Source organism: Ursidibacter maritimus, assembly GCF_009761395.1.
In the GTDB taxonomy this organism is placed as follows: domain Bacteria; phylum Pseudomonadota; class Gammaproteobacteria; order Enterobacterales; family Pasteurellaceae; genus Ursidibacter; species Ursidibacter maritimus.
Genome location: NZ_LEKN01000001.1, coordinates 110,600 through 130,334, shown reverse-complemented (window position 1 = coordinate 130,334; position 19,735 = coordinate 110,600). Strand labels below are relative to the sequence as shown.

General features: G+C 38.4%; 19 protein-coding genes and 1 other RNA gene. 13 read left to right on the top strand and 7 right to left on the bottom strand.

Going from position 1 to position 19,735, the window contains the following annotated elements; translation table 11 throughout:
- The first annotated feature begins 33 nt into the window (after nt 1-33).
- The 4 genes from A1D26_RS00640 to A1D26_RS00625 all read left to right on the top strand — a co-directional run bounded on the left by A1D26_RS00640 (nt 34) and on the right by A1D26_RS00625 (nt 2,938).
- Nucleotides 34-624: a LemA family protein gene (locus A1D26_RS00640; protein WP_157402205.1), complete on the top strand. Its 591-nt coding sequence runs from the start codon at nt 34-36 to the stop codon at nt 622-624.
- Between the two features lie 94 nt (nt 625-718).
- Nucleotides 719-1,165: a TPM domain-containing protein gene (locus tag A1D26_RS00635; RefSeq protein WP_157402204.1), complete on the top strand. Its 447-nt coding sequence runs from the start codon at nt 719-721 to the stop codon at nt 1,163-1,165.
- Nucleotides 1,162-1,935 (top strand): TPM domain-containing protein, encoded by a 774-nt coding sequence (locus A1D26_RS00630; RefSeq protein ID WP_157402203.1) that lies wholly within the window; start codon nt 1,162-1,164, stop codon nt 1,933-1,935. The genes A1D26_RS00635 and A1D26_RS00630 overlap by 4 nt, the downstream gene beginning before the upstream one ends.
- Before the next feature lie 112 nt (nt 1,936-2,047).
- Nucleotides 2,048-2,938 carry a surface lipoprotein assembly modifier gene (locus A1D26_RS00625; RefSeq protein WP_232516778.1) on the top strand — a complete coding sequence of 297 codons (891 nt, stop codon included), beginning with the start codon at nt 2,048-2,050 and terminating at the stop codon, nt 2,936-2,938.
- Here the strand turns inward: A1D26_RS00625 and A1D26_RS00620 are convergent.
- The 3 genes from A1D26_RS00620 to A1D26_RS00610 all read right to left on the bottom strand — a co-directional run bounded on the left by A1D26_RS00620 (nt 2,935) and on the right by A1D26_RS00610 (nt 4,102).
- Nucleotides 2,935-3,525 (bottom strand): 5-formyltetrahydrofolate cyclo-ligase, encoded by a 591-nt coding sequence (locus A1D26_RS00620; RefSeq protein ID WP_394370207.1) that lies wholly within the window; start codon nt 3,523-3,525, stop codon nt 2,935-2,937. The two genes, A1D26_RS00625 and A1D26_RS00620, sit on opposite strands and share 4 nt — an antisense overlap.
- A gap of 3 nt (nt 3,526-3,528) precedes the next feature.
- Nucleotides 3,529-3,708, bottom strand: a non-coding RNA gene (gene ssrS / locus A1D26_RS00615) — 6S RNA.
- A 64-nt stretch (nt 3,709-3,772) separates the two neighbouring features.
- Complete coding sequence (locus A1D26_RS00610; RefSeq protein ID WP_157402202.1) at nt 3,773-4,102, bottom strand: cell division protein ZapA; 330 nt, start codon at nt 4,100-4,102, stop codon at nt 3,773-3,775.
- Nucleotides 4,103-4,177: 75 nt separating this feature from the next.
- Here A1D26_RS00610 and A1D26_RS00605 point away from each other — a divergent pair, with 75 nt between their 5' ends.
- Nucleotides 4,178-4,726: a UPF0149 family protein gene (locus A1D26_RS00605; RefSeq protein WP_157402201.1), complete on the top strand. Its 549-nt coding sequence runs from the start codon at nt 4,178-4,180 to the stop codon at nt 4,724-4,726.
- 46 nt (nt 4,727-4,772) lie between these two features.
- Here A1D26_RS00605 and A1D26_RS00600 read toward each other — a convergent pair whose 3' ends face one another.
- From A1D26_RS00600 to mrcB, 3 genes are all read right to left on the bottom strand, one after another.
- A complete protein-coding gene (locus A1D26_RS00600; RefSeq protein ID WP_157402200.1) occupies nt 4,773-5,336 on the bottom strand; it encodes an anthranilate synthase component II in 564 nt (187 codons plus the stop codon).
- A complete protein-coding gene (gene rmuC, locus A1D26_RS00595; protein ID WP_157402199.1) occupies nt 5,336-6,961 on the bottom strand; it encodes a DNA recombination protein RmuC in 1,626 nt (541 codons plus the stop codon). The genes A1D26_RS00600 and rmuC overlap by 1 nt, the downstream gene beginning before the upstream one ends.
- A gap of 204 nt (nt 6,962-7,165) precedes the next feature.
- Nucleotides 7,166-9,556, bottom strand: a complete 2,391-nt coding sequence (mrcB, locus tag A1D26_RS00590; RefSeq protein ID WP_157402198.1) for a penicillin-binding protein 1B — start codon at nt 9,554-9,556, stop codon at nt 7,166-7,168.
- 172 nt (nt 9,557-9,728) lie between these two features.
- On the opposite strand from mrcB, the gene A1D26_RS00585 reads away from it, so the two are divergent.
- Both A1D26_RS00585 and mnmE read left to right on the top strand, forming a co-directional pair.
- The gene (locus tag A1D26_RS00585; RefSeq protein WP_157402197.1) at nt 9,729-10,937 is read left to right on the top strand and encodes an acetate kinase; all 1,209 of its coding nucleotides are present in this window, start codon (nt 9,729-9,731) and stop codon (nt 10,935-10,937) included.
- Nucleotides 10,938-11,134: 197 nt separating this feature from the next.
- Entirely contained in the window at nt 11,135-12,493 is a 1,359-nt protein-coding gene (mnmE, locus tag A1D26_RS00580) for a tRNA uridine-5-carboxymethylaminomethyl(34) synthesis GTPase MnmE (protein WP_157402196.1), read from the top strand.
- Nucleotides 12,494-12,593: 100 nt separating this feature from the next.
- On the opposite strand, the gene A1D26_RS00575 is transcribed toward mnmE, so the two are convergent.
- The gene (locus tag A1D26_RS00575) at nt 12,594-12,983 is read right to left on the bottom strand and encodes a hypothetical protein (protein ID WP_157402195.1); all 390 of its coding nucleotides are present in this window, start codon (nt 12,981-12,983) and stop codon (nt 12,594-12,596) included.
- 402 nt (nt 12,984-13,385) lie between these two features.
- Between A1D26_RS00575 and A1D26_RS00570 the strand changes: the two genes are divergently transcribed.
- From A1D26_RS00570 to accC, 6 genes are all read left to right on the top strand, one after another.
- Nucleotides 13,386-15,263: an LTA synthase family protein gene (locus A1D26_RS00570; protein ID WP_157402194.1), complete on the top strand. Its 1,878-nt coding sequence runs from the start codon at nt 13,386-13,388 to the stop codon at nt 15,261-15,263.
- Nucleotides 15,264-15,440: 177 nt separating this feature from the next.
- Nucleotides 15,441-16,742 carry a hemolysin family protein gene (locus A1D26_RS00565; protein ID WP_157402193.1) on the top strand — a complete coding sequence of 434 codons (1,302 nt, stop codon included), beginning with the start codon at nt 15,441-15,443 and terminating at the stop codon, nt 16,740-16,742.
- Entirely contained in the window at nt 16,742-17,086 is a 345-nt protein-coding gene (gene arsC / locus A1D26_RS00560) for an arsenate reductase (glutaredoxin) (RefSeq protein ID WP_157402192.1), read from the top strand. The genes A1D26_RS00565 and arsC overlap by 1 nt, the downstream gene beginning before the upstream one ends.
- A 57-nt stretch (nt 17,087-17,143) precedes the next feature.
- The gene (gene aroQ / locus A1D26_RS00555) at nt 17,144-17,584 is read left to right on the top strand and encodes a type II 3-dehydroquinate dehydratase (RefSeq protein WP_157402191.1); all 441 of its coding nucleotides are present in this window, start codon (nt 17,144-17,146) and stop codon (nt 17,582-17,584) included.
- Nucleotides 17,585-17,783: 199 nt separating this feature from the next.
- On the top strand, nt 17,784-18,248 hold the full coding sequence (gene accB, locus A1D26_RS00550; RefSeq protein WP_157402190.1) for an acetyl-CoA carboxylase biotin carboxyl carrier protein: 465 nt from the start codon (nt 17,784-17,786) through the stop codon (nt 18,246-18,248).
- 77 nt (nt 18,249-18,325) lie between these two features.
- A complete protein-coding gene (accC, locus tag A1D26_RS00545) occupies nt 18,326-19,669 on the top strand; it encodes an acetyl-CoA carboxylase biotin carboxylase subunit (protein WP_157402189.1) in 1,344 nt (447 codons plus the stop codon).
- Nucleotides 19,670-19,735 lie beyond the last annotated feature (66 nt).

Genomic DNA, 19,735 nt, shown 5'->3' with positions numbered 1-19,735 from the left:
GCATAGAAATTTTAACATTAGAGGTTTACATTTATGAAAAAATGGATTGTGATTATCGTCCTTGCGGTTGTGGCATTATTTGGAGCGATGACATTAAGTAGTAGTTACAACAGCTTGGTAAAGGCAGAAGAAGATATAAATTCTGTTTGGGCAAATGTAGAATCGGCTTATCAACGCCGAGCGGATTTAATCCCAAATTTAGTGAATACGGTAAAAGGGCAGGCTAACTTTGAGAAGGAAACGCTCACTAATGTGATTGAGGCTCGAGCAAAGGCAACTCAGACTAAAATTGACCCAACAAATGCGACTGAAGAACAAATGGCTCAGTTCCAACAAGCTCAACAAGGTTTAAATTCAGCACTTTCTCGTTTATTAGTTAGTGTAGAAAAATACCCAGAATTAAAAGCTCACGAAGGGTTCTTAAATCTTCAAGCTCAAATTGAGGGTACAGAAAATCGTATCAATGTAGAGCGTAATAATTTTAATGCGGCAGTAAAAGAGTATAACAAAAAGGTTCGCCAATTACCGACCAAATTAGCAGCTTTGTTATTTGGTTTCAGCCCAAAACCACAATTCAAAGCGGAAGTCGGCTCAGAAAAAGCACCTGTTGTAAACTTTAACTAATCACGTAAGGGCGTAATATACGCCCTTCATCTTTTTGCTATTTTGCAAGAAAATGCAAAAATCTAACCGCTTATTAAATATAAATGAGGAATGAATGGGATTATTTTCATTTTTTGAACGTAAATTGCCTCTCGATACTAAACAGATCGAAGAGGCAATTTCGCATTTAGAGAAAACAACATCGGCTGAGTTACGAGTTGTAGTAGAGCGTAAAGCTAAACATAAAAATGCACTTGAAAGAGCAACACAACTTTTTAATGAATTAGAAATGTATAACACAGCAGACAGAAATGGCGTATTGCTTTATCTCTCTTTTAAGCCACATTTAATTGCGGTGATTGGTGATGAAGGTATTCATCAAAAAGTTGGAAATTCATTTTGGCAGGGTGTCTATGATGCAATGAAAGCGGATTGTCAAAAAGGACAGTTTACTCAAGCGATTTGTGAAGGTATTAAGCAAGTGGAAGGACAGCTAGCACAGTACTTTCCTATTCAAGCGAATGATGTGAATGAATTATCGAATGAGGTGATTATTAAATGAGAAAAAATATAGCTCGTTATGCCATATTATGTGCCACGCTATTTTTTACGTTATTTAGTTTTGCTAATTATCCCACAGTGCCTAAGCCATTTCGCTATGTGTCTGATTATACTCAAACATTGACACAACAAGATCGCCAGATCTTAGAGAATGCTTTAATTGATTATGCATCAAAAACAAGTTCCCAAATTGCCGTTGTGATTGTTCCCAATACAAATGGTGAAGCGGTATCGAGTTATTCGCATAACTTATTTAATCAATGGGGAATTGGCAGACAGAAAGAAAACAATGGTGTGTTGTTGCTGATTGCGAAAGATGACCGAAAACTCTTTATTGCAACAGGACGTGGACTAGAAGCTGCATTGCCTGATGCGATTGCATCTTCAATTATTCGTAATGACATAACCCCTTATTTCAAACAGAATTTATATGCTCAAGGCATTGCTAAGGGGCTATCTTCAATTATAGCTGCAACACAAGGGGAATATGCTCCCGCTGCGGAGGAAGAAACTCAAAACTTATTTGGCTTAGATGATGAGCAGATCTTTTTTATCATTGCTATTGCTATTTTCATCTTATTCCAATTTATTGGTCGAGGAGGAAATAGATACATAAGCCCAAGTACCGCAGATAGAATTATTCGTACGGCGAGATCTTCTGGCGGATTTGGTAGCGGACGTGGTGGCTTTGGCGGAGGCTTCGGTGGCGGTAGTGGCGGAGGATTTGGCGGCGGAAGCTCTGGCGGTGGCGGAGCTGGAGGGAGTTGGTAGTTTAAAATAGAAGGGGTAATACTTTACGAAAATCAACAGTACAAACAAGCCATCGAGCAACTTACTATTAGCACCAGCAATTCAAGATCTAGCTGAACGCTATTTAGCAAAAATGGAGAAAGAACAGGGCTGGCAACCTGATTTCATTGTGCAATATGTTCGTACCGATAATGTTAATAATGCCTCTAGTTCCTCAGTAGTTAATATCAATGGACGACAATTAGCCAAAGATAAAGATTCATTACCACAATCGGCAGAAGGTTTTCGCTATGGTGTTGGCATATCAAAATCCCATAATCTGACAAGTAATCACTATCTTAACACTTCACTGCATTACAACGGTGTTTATTATTGGGATAATCAAGATTACAGCGAGCAATCACTTCGCTTTAGCTTGGGATACCAATATCGCAATGCCAAAATGAGCTTGGGTATTACGCCATTTGTTGAGCAAAATTGGCTAGGTAGCCCACGCTATAGTAAACAGTTCGGTGTAACACTGCACAGCTATCGCTATTTAAACTTAAAATGGATTGCTTCAGCTCGCTTAAACCATAGCCAAAAACGTTATCAAGACTACTTAACCGCAAGCCGTTATGATGGTTTCCAAAATAGTGCTTCATTGGCATTACGTTGGCAAGCGGTCAGATCTTGGCAATTTTTTGCAAGTATTGATGCAAATCGAGATCAAACCAAAGAAAAAGCATCATCTTCCCATAAATTTGGTGGAGAACTTGGCGTCATTTATCGCTGGAAAAGTTGGGGAACGGAATTTAGAAGTAGCTATGCCAAACGCCATTTTGAAGGAAAGCATTATCTTTATGGCTATAAACGTGCCGATAAAGAATATCGGGCAAATTGGTCTCTATGGAATGAAAAATGGGCGTGGAAAGGCTTAATGCCGAAGTTGAATTTCAGTTATATGAAAATCCATAGCAATATGCCTGATTTATATTCAAGAAAAAATGGAGAATGGTTTTTGACTGTGGAAAAACAGTTTTAAATTGAATTTCCTATCACGATATAATCTAGTGGTTCGTCCCAACTCTCTAGTGGTAAACACTCTAACTGTTGGCATTGATGAGCCAATCCAACGCTGATTAAATGTTTGGCTTGGGAAAGGGTTCGGTCGTAAAACCCGCCGCCCATACCAAGCCGATTGCCTTGTGTATCACAAGCAACAAGGGGGACGAAGATCATTTCTAATTCGCTAATTGGCAATACTTTTCTAACGTCTAATTTGGGTTCTAAAATTCCAAAACGGTTAGAGGATAAATCTGATTTATCATCAAAACGCAAAAATAACAGTTGGTGTGATGAAAAGGGGTGTAATACGGGAAGATAAATCTTTTTGCCTATTGAGCGTAATTTTTCAATCAAAGGAAGCGGTGAGATTTCGCCATTAAATGGTAAATAAAAGGCAAGGTGTTGAGCGGCATAATGTTCAATCAATTCTAGCGATTTGGGGATAATATTTTGTGCTGCAAAGCGTTGCTCATCAAGGGTTAATGCTTGGCGTTTGGCTCGCATTTGTTTGCGAAGTTGGTTGCGTTGTTCGCAAAGTGGAAGTGGGGAAATATCATTCATCATAAAAAGAGACCCGAAGTGCCGTTATCAGTTGTGGTCCTTGAACCAGACGGTTCAAGGGAGTCGAACGTAATCACTTTTAGGCTTCTCGCAAGCGAGCCTGCTCACCAACGATTAAGGGTTCAACTCAAGGAGTTTTAAATATCGGCTCAGGGACGTAACTAACAACGCACACCTCAGGCAAAATGAATACTAACGGAATTTAGCAAAATTTCCTAGTGTTCAGATCAAGAAAATCGCTGAAATCGAATTATTCGTTATTTTCTTGACCGATTGGAACTGCTTGAGCATCAGTCGATTGGAATTTTGCCAATGAGCTGTCTAGTTGTTGTACACAAGCCATTAAAACATTTTTATTTTCTACGTTTTTACGTTGTTCTTGTTCCAGCTCGTAGTTTAAGTTAAGGGCAACAATAGATAGCACTTTCTCAAGTTGAATAATTCCAGATTGCTCTTTTAATGTTGCAACACGTTCTTCTAAGCGTTTCGCTGATGCTAATAAAAAATCCTGTTGCTCAACAGGACAATAGAGACGCAGAACCTGTCCGAAAAGGGATAATTCAATATTATTTTTCGACATTATCGGGAAATCCTTACCAAAACAAAAATTTTTGCTATTATGCCACTCTTTATTCAAATCACAAAATAACAGGTTATGGCTATTTTACAACCGAACGAATTTCAACAACTTATTACAGATTTACAGATTGAATACACCCCGGCTGAGTTTCATGGTTTTATCAGTGGATTAATTTCAGGCGGTATTCAAGATGAGTCGTGGAAGACACTCACCTACCAAGTGACCAATGATGGGCACGCTTTTTCACAAGCTCCACTCAAAAAATTAACTGATTTTTATCAACAGCTTAGTGAAAGTTTTGATGAAGCGAATACGCTATTTTCACTTTGGTTGCCAAGCGAAGAAGATGGTTTTGCTTTAGCTGATGGCATTGCACAATGGACAAATCACTTTTTACTGGGGCTAGGTTTAGCTCAACCTAAGCTACAACAAGAAACTGATGAAGTTGGCGAAGCCATTGATGATTTAGATGAAATCGCTAAACTTGGCTACGATGAAGAAGATAAAAGTGAAGATCTACTCGAAGCAGGGGAAGAAATTGTTGAATACTTGCGTATTGTTTCACTTTTCCTACACAGCCATTTTACTCAGACCAAAACGGTAAATAAACCACAAGTACATTGATATTGATGTTCTCTCTCATATTTCTGTGAGAGAGAACTATTTATTCTTAGCTATTTAACCAATTTCTTAAAATCTGCTCTCCATATTCAGTCATAAAAGATTCAGGATGAAACTGCACGCCATAAATCGGCAGAGAATAGTGTTTCATCGCCATTAACACATTTTGATCACAAATAGAAGTTGCAACAAGCGGTGTATTTTCAAGAGACTTTTGCAAGATAGCCCACGAATGATAAAGCCCAATATTAAATTGTTCGGGCAGATTTTCAAAAATGGGATTTTGTTCTTTCTGGATTAACGGACGTTGTTGCCCGTGGCGAACATTTTCTAAGTTATATAACGTCCCACCAAAAAATTCACAAATGGTTTGATGCCCTAAACAGACACCTAAAATAGATTTATGCTGATGGTAGCGCTCTAGCATTTCAAAAAGTTGCGGATAGGCTCTAGGTACATCAGGGCCAGGTGAGATCATAATATGGCTGAATTTTGCTACGTCATCTAAATTTAATTGCTCAACAGAAATAACTTGGCTTTCTACGTTCATTTTGCGTAGTAAATCAACCAAATTAAAGGTAAAAGAGTCGTGGTTATCAATGATTAACAACATTATTTCTGATCCTGTTCGCTGTTTTCCACTTTATCAATAATTAAACCTAAACGAGTCGTATCCCAGTCATTCGCCAGTAATTCCACTTGGGGCAAGGTTTGACTCGCTTTTGTTGAAAGTTGTTGGAAACGCTCAACCTTACCGACTAACCCTTGTTTACCCACTAAAGACGTAACTGTCTGATTATAGTATTTGCTTGCGGTGGTTAGCGTATTCCCAAGTTTAGCTAAACGCTCGGCAATTACACAGACTTGATTATAAATATCCCCTGCTTTTTCACTGATTTCTCGCGCCTCAGCATTACCACGCTCAATTCGCCATAAGTTTGCAACAGTGCGTAAAATTGGCATTAAGGTTGTGTGCGACACAAGAATAACATTTCTTTCATAGCCATAATTGAATAATTGCGGATCGTGTTTCATCGCTTCAATATAGGCTGGCTCAATCGGCACAAACATCAATACAAAATCAGGGCTTTTAATCCCAATTAAGTTACTATAATTTTTCTTCGATAGCCCATCAATATGCTGACGCAATGAACGGCAATGTTCATCTAAGGCTTTATGAATTGCAAAATTATCTTCGGAACGCACCGCTTGGTCATAAGCAACAAGGGAAACTTTGCTATCTAAAATAAGCTGCTTATCATCAGGCAACCGTACAACAAAATCGGGGGCAAAGCGTTTTCCTTCGTCATTTCGATAACTTTCTTGGGCAAGATAATGCTCGCCTTCAAGTAAACCTGCCGATTGTAAGGCACTTTCTAGCTGGATTTCCCCCCAATTCCCTGCAACTTTATTATTTCCTTTCAATGCAGTAGTTAGATTTTGGGCTTCTTGCGACATTGATAGTCCAATTTCAAGCACTCGTTTAATTTCGGTTTCTAAATTAGCATTTCCCTTGATGGCTTCAGAATGTACTTCATTAACCCGTTTTTGAAAGCCTTCTATTTGCTCTTTAAACGGTTTTAAAAGTAAGTCCAATGCATTTTTATTACTTTCAGAAAATGATTTACTTTTTTCGTCTAAAATTTGCTGTGCTAAATGCTGAAATTCCACATTTAACTGCTGACGAACTTCTAAAAATTGCCGTTGCTGACTTTCAAAATTCGCTTGTTTTTCATTTAATGTGGTGCGTAGCTCAGCTAATTCTTGCTGAGATTGAGCAAGTTGAACGTAAAGCCCCTGAGTTTCTCGCTCTTTATGGCTAAATTGATTTTGGCTGTGTTGAAGCTGTTCTTCTAAACCTTCCGCTTTGGTATGAGCAGAACCAATACGCTCTTTTAACTCATTGATATAACGCTCTAACTGATTTTCTGCATTTTCTGCTTGTTCAATTTTCTGCTGTAACTGAGTAATTAAGTGATCGCGTTCCAATAAACGCTCTTGGCTACTTTCAAATCGAGTTTGTTGTTGAATACCCCATTGTTCTAATTGACTTTTTTCAGCTAAGAGTGATTGATGCTGACTTGAGATCTGTTCAAGTTGTTGTTGAGATTGACTCAGATCTTGCTGTAATTCAAGACGATCTCGTTGATAGCGACTGCCTGAAAAAAACAGAAATAAACATAATATGATTAAGCATAGAATGGCAATATACAGCCAAATTTGATCAATATGAGGCATTAGTGTTATCTAAAATACTGTAAAAAATTATAGGTATTTTACACATTAAATAGGCTAGATTGAATAGTAATTGAATAGATTAAATGAAAAGGTGGGCAAATTATAGGCATTTTATTTTGCTATACGCTCATTAGATAAAACCTCTAGCCAGATGTCTAGAGGTTTTTAGCGGTCTGAGTGAATCAAAAACTTTGACTAAGCAAACTATTCTGTTGGTGCGACTTCTTCAATTGGGGCTTGGCCTTCCACTTCATCAGCCTTAGTTGGTTGATTTTGCTGCTTATCCTTACTCAAAGAGAGGGCATCCCATACACTTGGTTTCGCTTCTACCACTGTTCCTCCACTGGTACAATAACGCTGTCCCTTATCTTTCCAAACAGGGATTTGACGTGGGCTTGAACAATCCCAAGAGCCGTAACTATTAATACCAACCCACTGTAGATTTGGAGTTTTTGGTAAAACAAAAGGCAGTGGTGTAGTTCGTTTTAAATACTCTTTATAAACTTGCAATGCACCACTTGAACCCGTTAAGTGCGTATCGCTATTGTTATCTTTGCCTAACCAAATAGTCGTCACATTTTCACCGTCAATACCTACAAACCAAGTATCACGAGCATTGTTGGTTGTTCCTGTTTTGCCGGCTAAACGGAGTTGAGCAAAATCATTTTGTAAGCTACGAGCTGTTCCACGTTCTACGACTTGTTGCATTGCGTATAAGGCTTGAATAGCTGCTTCAGGCGGTAGTACTTGAGTGCTAACTTTGTCTATATCCCGCTGTTGAATCACTTCGCCAGTATGAGAAATAATCGCCTCAATGGTCGTAAGCGGTGTTTTTAGCCCTGAATTTGCCAATACTTGATAAGACTTAGTGACATCATAAGGCGAGATTGAATACGAGCCTAATAATGTTGCTGGGTACGGTGGAATTTCTGCACTATCCCAACCCATCTCTTTTTGTTTTGCAATGACTTTTTTCAAGCCGACTTTCATTCCAATATTGACCGTTGGAATGTTTAAAGAGCGAACAAGGGCATCCATTAACATTACTGAACCGCTGAAACGGCGATCATAGTTGCGAGGAGACCAAGGCGGACTGCCTTTGATCGTAATCGTAATTGGTTGGTTATTAATTGGAGTGTTTAAACGGAATAAATTCGGTTGTGCTAAACCAATCGCATAGATTGAAGGCTTAACTAATGAACCAATCTGTCTTTTCGTTTGAATTGCGCGGTTAAAGCCCGCAAATTGTGTTAGACGCCCCCCAACCACTGCACGCACTTTACCCGTTTTATATTCTGCAACAACAATCGCTGATTCTAAGTCTTTGATTTTCTTATTTTGTTCTTCAAGACTTTCTAAACCATTAATAACAGCTTGTTCTGCTGCACTTTGCTGTTTATGGTCTAAAGTGGTAAAAATTCTTGCTCCCGAAAGCTTGGTCATATTATTTTCGCCAAATTCCGCTTTCAATTCAGTAGCGAGAGTTTGCATAAAGGCGGGCTGTTGGCGGTAAACGCTGCCTTTTTCTTTAATACCTAACGGCTGTTGTACGAGAAAATCATATTCAGATTGCGTGATTTTTTGATGCTCTAGCAGAATTTTTAAAACCACATTACGTCGTTCTAAGGCAAGTTGTGGATTACGCCAAGGGTTGTAGAGAGATGCACCTTTCGCCATACCAACCAATAATGCCATTTGTGATAAGCTAATTTCCTGAATAGGTCGCCCAAAATAGAACTGGCTAGCAAGAGCAAAACCGTGAATTTGATAACTACCGTTTTGTCCTAAGTAAATTTCATTTAAATAGGTTTCAAGAATACGGTTTTTATCATAGCGAGCATCTAAAATAATGGACATCAATGCTTCGTTAATTTTACGCTCTAACGATTTCTCACTAGTTAAAAAGAGATTTTTAACCAATTGTTGAGTAAGCGTACTTGCGCCTTGTACTGTTTTCCCTGCTTGATAGTTTGTTACTAAAGCTCGGATAATACTTAATGGGCTAATCCCATTATGTTCATAAAAACGCTTATCTTCGGTCAAAATTAACGTATCTATCAGCAAACTAGGATAATTATGCAAATGCAGAGCCTGACGTTCTTCATCGTTGTCTGAATGTAACATTGCGATCAATTTAGGATCGAGACGAAATTCATCGACTTGCTTACGTTGAATAAGATCTTCGATCGCCGCCAGTTTATTATCAATAAAACGCATACGAAGGACACGTTGAGCTTCAGGCGTTTCAGGAAATGGAAATGCGCGGCGGAGTAATACTAAGGTGTTACCATCAATTTTAAAATCACCAGGCGTTACAATATTAGAGACTTCACGATAGCCATTGTGAATTAAAATTAGCTTGGTTTGCTCTAAATCTAAATTGTCGGATAGTTTAATACTTTCAATGCGAGAATACACTTCAGCAGGTAGCTGCCAAATCTGCCCTTCCATTTTAGAGCGAATTTTACTATCTAAATAAATACCGTAAATGCCGACACAACAAGCTCCAAGCACTGAGAGCTTAAAAAGTGTTGGAATAAAGTATGCTTTGCGTTTAGGTTTTTCAGGTTGTTCTGTTTCAGGCAAATTTGACATTGTAATGTTATCTATAAAAATTAAGCGGTGTGATTTTACAAGAATTTTGCAAAATCGTACGCTATCAAATCAATTATTTTTTATTTTATTGCAAATTTTCTTGACCCTAGCAAGATTAAGGTAAATCATATAGGTGATAATGGTCACTTACTTTAGCTATGGAGTTATGATTATGTCTGAACAACATTATATTCTTGTTATAAATTGCGGAAGCTCCTCCCTTAAATTTTCAATAGTTAACCCTGAAAATGAAGAGAGTGTTTTATCGGGTTTAGCGGAATGCTTACTCTTGCCAGAAGCAAAAATCAGCTGGAAATATCAAGGCGAAAAACAGCAAACAGCCCTACCTCAAAAAGCAAATCATACAGACGCTCTGCAATTTATCACCGAACAAATTCTTACCCACTTCCCTGAACTCAAACAACAAATTAAAGCCATTGGACATCGTATAACGCATGGCGGTGAAAAATACTCTCAACCGACTATTCTTACCCCATCAGTACTTGATGATTTATCGGCTTTAGCGGAACTTGCCCCATTACACAATCCGGCAAATGTAACGGGAGTAAAAGCTGCACAAGTTGCTTTTCCTCATTTGAAAGAAAAAAATGTAGGCGTGTTTGATACAGGTTTTCACGCGACCTTACCACCACAAGCGTATTTATATGCGTTACCGATTTCCTACTATGAAAAATACGGTATTAGACGCTACGGTTTCCACGGTATTAGCCACTATTATATTGCTTATAAAACCGCCGAGTATCTAGACAAGCGGTTGGAAGATTTGAATATGATTAGCTGCCATTTAGGAAATGGGGCATCCATTACCGCAATCAAAAATGGACAGAGCATTGATACTTCAATGGGCTTTACACCTTGTGAAGGGCTGGTAATGGGAACACGCAGTGGAGATGTCGATCCGGCGTTATTGATTTACCTAAAACAAAAGCTCAATCTTTCTACACAAGAAACGAGCGATCTTATCAACAAACAATCTGGCTTACTTGGCTTAACCAACGGAAGTAGTAGCGATTTTCGTTACATTACAGAGAATTACGCCAAAGACAAATACTGCCAAATTGCATTAGACGTATATATCCACCGCCTTGTAAAATATATTGGTTCTTATGCAGTATTGTTAGATAACAAACTCGATGCCATCGTATTTACTGGTGGAATTGGTGAAAACTCGGAATTAGTTCGCCGTTTAGTGCTTGAAAAATTAACCATTCTAGGTTTTGAACTTGATCAAGAACGTAATTTAGCTGCTCGCTTCGGACAAAATGGCAAAATCACTTCGGATCAATCTCAGCACTCAGCCTATGTGATCCCAACAAACGAAGAACTCGTTATTGCAAAATATACAGCCAGTTTTATTTAGGTCGCTTGAAAGTATTTCTTGAGAAAAGCTATTTTCGGTGGGTTTTAAGCCCACCTTATATTTTTCATCAGTAAACAAGTCATCCATATATCGTTTTAAACTGGCATAAATAATTAATCTTCAATAAAAATTTTCCTTAACCTACCGCTTGTCAGGTACAATAGACTCATTTTCAAATCCAAGTAGAGAACATATAGATGAAAGAAACCATTGTGGCACAAGCTACGCCAATCGGTCGTGGGGGCATCGGTATTTTACGCGTGTCTGGTCCACAAGCAGCCGAAGTGGCTCAAGCAGTATTGGGTAAATGTCCAAAGCCGAGAATGGCTGATTATCTTCCTTTTAAAGATGAAGATGGCACAATTTTAGACCAAGGAATCGCCCTCTTTTTTAAAGCACCAAATTCATTTACAGGGGAAGATGTCCTTGAATTACAAGGACACGGCGGACAAGTGATTTTAGATATTTTGCTTAACCGTATTCTCAAAATTAAAGGTATTCGTATTGCACGAGCAGGGGAGTTTTCTGAACAAGCCTTTTTAAATGATAAACTCGATCTTGCTCAAGCAGAAGCGATTGCCGATTTAATTGATGCGACATCAGAACAAGCTGCTCGCTCAGCATTAAAATCACTACAAGGTGAATTTTCTAATAAAATCAATCAATTAGTAGATTCTGTAATCTATCTTCGCACCTATGTTGAAGCGGCTATTGATTTTCCTGATGAAGAGATTGATTTCTTAGCGGACGGTAAAATCGAAACAAAATTAAACGAAATTATTGCCCAATTAGCGAATGTTCGTCAAGAAGCCAAGCAAGGCACAATTCTGCGAGAAGGAATGAAAGTCGTGATTGCAGGCAAACCAAATGCAGGCAAGTCTAGCCTACTCAACGCATTGGCAGGGCGAGAAGCAGCGATTGTGACGGATATTGCAGGCACAACCCGCGACGTATTGCGTGAACATATTCATATTGACGGAATGCCTTTACATATAATTGATACAGCGGGGTTACGAGAAGCCAGTGATGAAGTAGAGAAGATCGGGATCAAACGAGCTTGGGACGAGATTGCTCAAGCAGACCATGTCTTATTGATGATTGATAGCACTGAGTCCCAAAGTGAACATTTCCAACAAGAATGGGCAGATTTTTTAAGTAAATTGCCGAAAAATATTCCAGTTACGGTGATCCGCAATAAAGTAGATCTGACAGGCGAAAGTGAAAGTTTAGTCGATGTGGATAACTTTACGCTTATTCGTCTTTCTGCCCAGACTAAAGTGGGCGTAGATTTATTGCGTGAACATCTCAAAAAATCAATGGGTTATCAAAGCTCTACGGAAGGTGGATTTATCGCTCGCCGCCGCCATTTAGTTGCATTGGAAACTGCCGCAGAACATTTACAGCGTGGACACATTCAACTAACGCAATTCCACGCAGGTGAGCTACTCGCCGAAGAATTACGTCTCGTGCAAAACGCATTAAGCGAAATTACAGGGCAATTCACTTCAGACGATCTACTTGGGAACATTTTCAGTTCTTTCTGTATTGGTAAGTAGCCAGTCTTTCCAATAAATCAAGCGGTCACTTCCCCATAATCTTTTGCAAATTTTTATGGAAAAGTGGTCGCTTGTCTATGTATAAAAAATTACAACATGGTTAATGTGCAGAATTTTCTAATCCATAAATTTCTCGATTAGGGTCACAGTATGTATTTGCTAACTCTTTACCATTTTTACTGACAGATACTCCACCACCAGCTTCCCTAACAAAGTTATTCCAAATAAAATATTCAACACCTTTATTGAACATTGTAATATTCATCGCCTGAATACCACTATCACGAGTATTTTCAACATCAGAGATTCTATTTGTGAATACCATTTCAGGTTTGCCTGGTTTTCCATAGCTATACTGGTAATTGCTACCAACTTTCTCGATTGAAAGATGTTTCCCATTTTTCATAAAACAAGAAAATATAGTGCTATTAGCCATTGTAGGCTGGATAGTCGCTGTAAATAAAACGGTTATTAGAGCTAATTTTTTCATTTTAAATATCCTTTAGGAGTAACAAGATCATAAAATCATTTAATAAAATTGTTTAATCGGTTTTAATTTAGATGGGGATTTAACATCTTTTACTTTTAAGGGTATCCCACCAATTTCAGTGATTTTTACATAGGATTTCTTCTTTGTCCCTTTATTCATTCCTTGAGAATCACTTTCATTTAAACCAGGAGAATGAATATATAATGTTCCTTTGATTGTTGCAATATAAAACCCATCTTCACTCTCATCCTTTATTCATTTATGGAATGATAAAAATTGATCTGATTACTCGTTATAACCCATAATTTTCCCAAAATGTCATGTGAAAGCAACCGCTTACTTTTCTATTTAGCAAAATTAGCTTACTATTTCTAACATTTAGTTCTCTTGTCAGGTTGCACTATGCACTTCGCCATTCTACCGATTCGAATCATTCTATTTGCATTATTGGCCTTTGGATTATGCCGTATTGGTTTATATTTTGTTCATTATGATTACTTCTCGCCATTAACACTTTCTGAAGTTGCCAAAGGGTTGGTCAAAGGCATTCAATTTGATAGTGCTACAACAATGCTTTTCTGTTCGCCAATGTTGGTATTGCTAAGCTTACCTTTTAAAGCCATTCAAGGAACGAAATGTCGCACATTATTAGCTTGGCTGTGTGCTTTAATGATTTTTGTAATGTGTGCTTATAGTTTAGGCGATCTCACTTATTTTGGTGAAGTACAGCACCATATCGGTGCGGAAATTCTCAATTTGAGTGCCGATCAAGGTGCGTTAATTGAAATTGCACTCAGTTCTCGCTTAGCTTATACCCTAGGTAGTTTAGTCGGCTTAATACTATTCGGGATTTTGTGGTACTACGTCATTCAACGTCCACTCACACAGCAAGCCGTCCTTCCGCAAAATAAATGGTTACGTTTAGCTATTTGGTTGTTACTTGCAGGGATCTATTTCATTTTATTTAGGGGGATTGTTCTTTCTAGTCGCCCAATCAATTTAAGTGATGCTTTTACGGGGAGTAAATTACAACAGGCGAATCTCGCCTTAAACCCCGTTTATACCACTTATCGAGAAAGTCGTAATCGTTTAAAAGAGCAACCACTCAATTACGTTTCTTCAACGGAGTTGCAAAATTTTGCCAGCAAACAACCGCTTATTTTTAAATGGCAACATCCTGAAAATAAGCCAACGAGTAAAAATGTGGTACTCGTGTTATTAGAAAGTTGGAGCTATAAATATATTGATGCATTAGCAGGTGGAAGTTATAAAGTTACACCGTTTATGGACAGCCTTGTGGCGAAATCTCAAGTTTGGGATAACTATTACGCAGCAGGGCAACGTAGCATTGTGGGTATTCAAGCGGTTCTTTCTTCTACGCCTTCGTTACAAAGTCAGCCTACTCTTGGCTTTGGCTTAGAATTAAAAGAGATGAGCCGTATTGCTCAGATTGCCAATCAACAAAATTATCGCACTGTAATGATGCAATCTTCTGCTCGCCGTTCATTTCATATGGATAGCATTGCCAACGCACTTGGTTTCCAAGAATATTACGGTAAAGAAGATGTTCCGCTCTTACGAGAATATCCGCAAGAGCAGCCTCGTTTTGGTTGGGATTACGATGCGTTGCAAACCTTTAATCAAAAATTAAGTGAACCAGCCAAAAAACAGCCATTCTTTGCGTTTATGTTTACAGGAACAACACACGAACCATTTCCTAAAATTGGTAGTGAGTTCGAGTTATATCCACACGATGACCAAGGCGAAAATGGTTTCCTAAATACGCTAAAATATAGTGATTGGGCGTTACAGCAGTTTATGCAATCGGCAGAAAAACAGCCTTGGTATCAAAATACTATCTTTATTTTTACAGCTGACCACACACTAAATGCAGAAAGTGATGATAATTTGCCACAGCGTTTCCATATTCCGTTGGTCATATTTAGCCCTGATGGCTCATTAACGCCGATACGTCATACTGAATTAGCTTCACAGTACGATCTATTTCCTTCCATTATGGATTTACTAGGATTTAACCAGCCTATTTATACTTTCGGGAAATCATTATTTGCCAATGAAAAGAGTGAAAGCGTGATGCTTAATCAAGGTGATACAGTTGGAATGATTACACCAACAACGTGGGTAGGTTTTACACCTGAAGGTATTCAAGAGAAGGCTGAAAACTACTCCGCTAAAGATGAACAGGCTCTGCAAAATCTTAAACTAAAAATGCAATATGCCGATCAGCTTTTACGAGAGAATCGTTGGATAAAGCCATGATAGAAGATTAAACCCAATCTTCTACACATAATGCTCTTATTGAGTGATACATTATTTAACATTTAATATACCCTTTACCCTAACTAAGCGGTTAGTTTCGGGTATTTTTTTACAAATTTTGCTTACTTTAGGGGCTTTGTTATAATCACTTGGTGTTTTTTAAACATAACAAAAATTATGGGATTATTTGAGTCAATTTTAAGTATTATTTTGCTGATTATTATCAGTGCGATTATTTCATCTGGTGAAATTTCGTTAGCAGGAGCAAGAAAGCTAAAATTACAACAGATGGCAAATGATGGGGATTTACGAGCCAAGAAAGTCTTAGAACTTCAAGAGCAGCCGGGACAATTTATTACGGTTGTTCAGATAGGGCTAAATATGGTTGCTATTTTAGGGGGGATGATCGGTGAAGGACAAATCACGCCTTATGTCTATGCATTTTTATCTAAGTATAGCCAAGCGGAATGGTTAGAAAGTGTATCGTCTTGGTTATCCTTTGCTTCGGTTACGATGTCTTTTATTGTGTTTGCTGATTTAATGCCAAAACGAATGGCAATGGCGAGTCCTGAAAAAGTCGCAGTGAAAATGGTCGGTATTATGACCTTCTGTATTTTCTTATTTAAACCGTTGGTACTGTTATTTGATAGTTTAGCCAGCGGTTTATTCCGAGTCTTACGCATTTCAACTATTCGCCAAGAAAGTATGACACCCGAAGATATCATTGCGATCGTTGATGCTGGAGCAGAAGCTGGGGTGCTAAAAACACAGGAACATTATTTAATTGAAAATATTTTTGATATGCAACAGCGAACCGTTACTTCAACAATGACAACACGTGAGCATATTGTCTTTTTAGATAAATCGTTTACACGCCAGCAGACCTTAGAAACCTTACAGCAAAATTCACATTCCAAGTTATTGATTACAGATGGCAGCCTTGACAAAATTATCGGTTATGTTGAATCGCACACGCTATTAACGCTCTATTTGCAACAAGATATTGTTTCGCTGACAGATAATCGAGTATTAAGAAAAGCACTGTACATTCCCGATACACTCTCACTTTATGAAGTGCTTGAGCTTTTCAAATCATCAGGAGAAGATTTTGCTGTTATCATCAATGAATATGCACTTGTGGTGGGCATTGTAACCCTAAATGACGTAATGAGTATTGTGATGGGCGAACTCGTTTCTAATGAAGAAGAACAAATTGTTCGCCGAGATGAAGATTCGTGGTTAATTGATGGCTCAACACCATTAGAAGATGTAATGCGTGCGTTGAATATTGAATCTTTCCCAAATCAAGAAAACTACGAAACAATCAGTGGATTTATGATGTATATGTTACGAAAAATCCCGAAAAAGACTGACTTTGTGCTATTTGAACAGTATAAATTTGAGATTATTGATACCGAGAATTTTAAAATCGATCAACTGATGGTATCTCTACGCAAAGACATTAAAACGGAGGAATAATGGCAATTACGTTATATCATAATCCTAAATGTAGTAAATCACGTGAAACCTTGGCACTGATACAACAAGCGGGTATTGAACCAATCATTGTGGAATATCTTAAAACACCTCTTTCACAAGAGACAATTCAGAGGTTAATTCAAGAAAGTGGTATTTCATTACAAGAGGCGTTACGCACAGATGTTGAGGAATACGCTCAATATATTGAAGGAAAAAGCCTTTCAGACGATGCCATTATTCAGTTAATGGCACAATATCCAAGATTACTGAACCGCCCTTTTGTAAGCGGTGAGAAAGGTACAAAATTTTGCAGACCGCCAGAGTTGGTAAAGTCATTGCTCTAACATTTGCAAAACATTTAACGAAACAGACCGCTTGAATGCAACAAGCTAAGGGAAATAATGAAAAACATTCTGCTACTTAATGGGCCAAACTTGAATATGTTAGGTAAAAGAGAACCACAAATTTATGGTTCTCAAACATTGTCTGATATTGAACAACATTTACAACAACTGGCTAAACAACAAGGTTTTCAGCTTGATTATTTCCAAGCTAACGGCGAAGAACCACTTATAAATCGTATTCATCAAGCATTTGGAACGGTTGATTTTATTATTATTAACCCTGCCGCATTTACGCATACCAGTGTTGCGTTGCGTGACGCATTATTATCAGTGGCAATTCCATTTGTTGAGGTGCATTTATCGAACGTCCACGCTCGCGAACCTTTCCGCCATCACTCTTATTTAAGTGATATTGCCAAAGGTATTATTTGTGGACTCGGTGCAAAAGGTTATGAATATGCACTCGATTATGCTATTCAGTCTCTAAACAAAGCGTAATTTATTGTTATTTTCAATCACTCAAGCACTATTTTTATTTTATTAACTGCTACGATCAGTTAGAAAATTTGGCGAATTTCGCCAATTTTGCAATAATTTTATCGCAAATTAGCGGAAATTCGGGTAATCTATACCACGTTTTGCTCTGAGGATTTTACTCAGAGTCCTTCTTATTTTTTATATCAAAACGGATCTCACTATGGATATTCGCAAAATCAAAAAACTTATCGAACTTGTTGAAGAATCAGGTATTACTGAACTAGAAGTTTCAGAAGAAGAAGGTACAGTACGCATTAGTCGAGCTGCACCTGTTGCAGCACAAGCTGCGGTACAATATGTGGCAGCACCACAAGTTGCACCTGCAACGCCTGCGACTCCTTCAGCACCTGCTCCTCAAGCAACAACGCCAGCAGCACCTGCTGAAGTGAGTGGACACGCAATTCTTTCACCAATGGTTGGTACTTTCTACCGTAGCCCAAGTCCAGATGCAGCACCATTTGTAGAAGTGGGTAAATCGGTAAAAGTTGGCGATTCACTTTGTATCGTTGAAGCAATGAAAATGATGAACCGTATTGAATCAGATAAAGCTGGGGTAGTAAAAGCTATCTTAGTAAATGATGGTGAAGCGGTTGAATTTGATCAAAAACTTTTCATTATTGAATAATTCATTTCTCTCAAGCGGTGAGTTCTTGCATTTTTTTCGCAAAATGTAACCGCTTGTCATTTTAAGGAAAAATGCCAATGTTAGAAAAAGTTGTCATTGCAAACCGTGGTGAAATTGCTTTACGCATTTTACGCGCGTGTAAAGAACTCGGCATCAAAACTGTGGCTGTTCACTCTACAGCAGATCGTGAACTCAAACACGTTCTACTTGCAGATGAAACCATTTGTATTGGGCCAGCACCATCAACCAAAAGCTATTTAAACATTCCAGCGATTATTGCTGCAGCAGAAGTAACAGGGGCTGATGCAATTCACCCTGGCTATGGTTTTTTATCTGAAAACGCTAATTTTGCAGAGCAAGTAGAAATGTCAGGTTTTACTTTTATCGGCCCAACAGCAGATGTTATTCGCCTAATGGGAGATAAAGTGTCTGCAATCAATGCGATGAAAAAAGCAGGTGTGCCTTGCGTACCAGGTTCTGGTGGCCCGATTGGGACTGATGTTCAAAAGAATAAAGAAATCGCTCAGAAAATTGGCTACCCTGTGATTATTAAAGCATCTGGTGGCGGTGGTGGTCGTGGAATGCGAGTTGTTCATCACGAAAAAGATTTAGAAGAATCTATTGCGATGACAAAAGCAGAAGCGAAAGCCGCCTTTAATAACGATATGGTTTATATGGAAAAATACCTAGAAAATCCACGCCATATTGAAATCCAAGTGCTTGCAGATACACACGGAAATGCAGTGTATTTAGCAGAACGTGACTGCTCAATGCAACGTCGCCATCAAAAAGTGGTGGAAGAAGCACCTGCACCAGGTATTACTGAAGAATTACGCAAGTTTATCGGTGAGCGTTGTGCTAATGCTTGTATTGAAATTGGCTATCGTGGAGCGGGTACTTTCGAGTTCTTATATGAGAATGGTGAGTTTTATTTCATCGAAATGAATACTCGTTTACAAGTAGAACATCCTGTTACAGAAATGATTACAGGTATCGACTTGGTAAAAGAACAACTTCGTGTTGCGGCAGGCTTACCTATCTCAGTAAAACAAGAAGATATTAAAGTGCGTGGACACGCGATTGAGTGTCGTATCAATGCGGAAGATCCAAGTACATTCTTACCTTCGCCAGGTAAAATTACGCGTTTACATATCCCTGGCGGTTTAGGTGTCCGTTGGGATTCTCATATTTATGCAGGTTATTCTGTTCCACCACATTATGACTCGATGATTGGTAAACTAATCACTTATGCTGAAAATAGAGATATTGCCATTCGCCGTATGGAAAATGCGTTATCAGAAACCATTATTGAAGGCATAAAAACGAATATCCCACTTCATCAGCAAATTTTATCTGATGAAAACTTCCGTAAAGGTGGGACTAATATCCACTATTTAGAGAAGAAACTAGGGTTAAAATAGTTTAATTCCTGTAAAAACCCCGACTAACTCATCGTTATCGGGGTTTTTGCTAGGCACAGTAGAAAA

Bases quoted from the DNA above. Each gene is read 5' to 3' on its own strand.
- A1D26_RS00640 (WP_157402205.1), top strand. From the start codon at position 34: ATGAAAAAATGGATTGTGATTATCGTCCTTGCGGTTGTGGCATTATTT.
- A1D26_RS00635 (WP_157402204.1), top strand. From the start codon at position 719: ATGGGATTATTTTCATTTTTTGAACGTAAATTGCCTCTCGATACTAAA.
- A1D26_RS00630 (WP_157402203.1), top strand. From the start codon at position 1,162: ATGAGAAAAAATATAGCTCGTTATGCCATATTATGTGCCACGCTATTT.
- A1D26_RS00625 (WP_232516778.1), top strand. From the start codon at position 2,048: ATGGAGAAAGAACAGGGCTGGCAACCTGATTTCATTGTGCAATATGTT.
- A1D26_RS00620 (WP_394370207.1), bottom strand. From the start codon at position 3,525: ATGATGAATGATATTTCCCCACTTCCACTTTGCGAACAACGCAACCAA.
- A1D26_RS00610 (WP_157402202.1), bottom strand. From the start codon at position 4,102: ATGTCGAAAAATAATATTGAATTATCCCTTTTCGGACAGGTTCTGCGT.
- A1D26_RS00605 (WP_157402201.1), top strand. From the start codon at position 4,178: ATGGCTATTTTACAACCGAACGAATTTCAACAACTTATTACAGATTTA.
- A1D26_RS00600 (WP_157402200.1), bottom strand. From the start codon at position 5,336: ATGTTGTTAATCATTGATAACCACGACTCTTTTACCTTTAATTTGGTT.
- rmuC (WP_157402199.1), bottom strand. From the start codon at position 6,961: ATGCCTCATATTGATCAAATTTGGCTGTATATTGCCATTCTATGCTTA.
- mrcB (WP_157402198.1), bottom strand. From the start codon at position 9,556: ATGTCAAATTTGCCTGAAACAGAACAACCTGAAAAACCTAAACGCAAA.
- A1D26_RS00585 (WP_157402197.1), top strand. From the start codon at position 9,729: ATGTCTGAACAACATTATATTCTTGTTATAAATTGCGGAAGCTCCTCC.
- mnmE (WP_157402196.1), top strand. From the start codon at position 11,135: ATGAAAGAAACCATTGTGGCACAAGCTACGCCAATCGGTCGTGGGGGC.
- A1D26_RS00575 (WP_157402195.1), bottom strand. From the start codon at position 12,983: ATGAAAAAATTAGCTCTAATAACCGTTTTATTTACAGCGACTATCCAG.
- A1D26_RS00570 (WP_157402194.1), top strand. From the start codon at position 13,386: ATGCACTTCGCCATTCTACCGATTCGAATCATTCTATTTGCATTATTG.
- A1D26_RS00565 (WP_157402193.1), top strand. From the start codon at position 15,441: ATGGGATTATTTGAGTCAATTTTAAGTATTATTTTGCTGATTATTATC.
- arsC (WP_157402192.1), top strand. From the start codon at position 16,742: ATGGCAATTACGTTATATCATAATCCTAAATGTAGTAAATCACGTGAA.
- aroQ (WP_157402191.1), top strand. From the start codon at position 17,144: ATGAAAAACATTCTGCTACTTAATGGGCCAAACTTGAATATGTTAGGT.
- accB (WP_157402190.1), top strand. From the start codon at position 17,784: ATGGATATTCGCAAAATCAAAAAACTTATCGAACTTGTTGAAGAATCA.
- accC (WP_157402189.1), top strand. From the start codon at position 18,326: ATGTTAGAAAAAGTTGTCATTGCAAACCGTGGTGAAATTGCTTTACGC.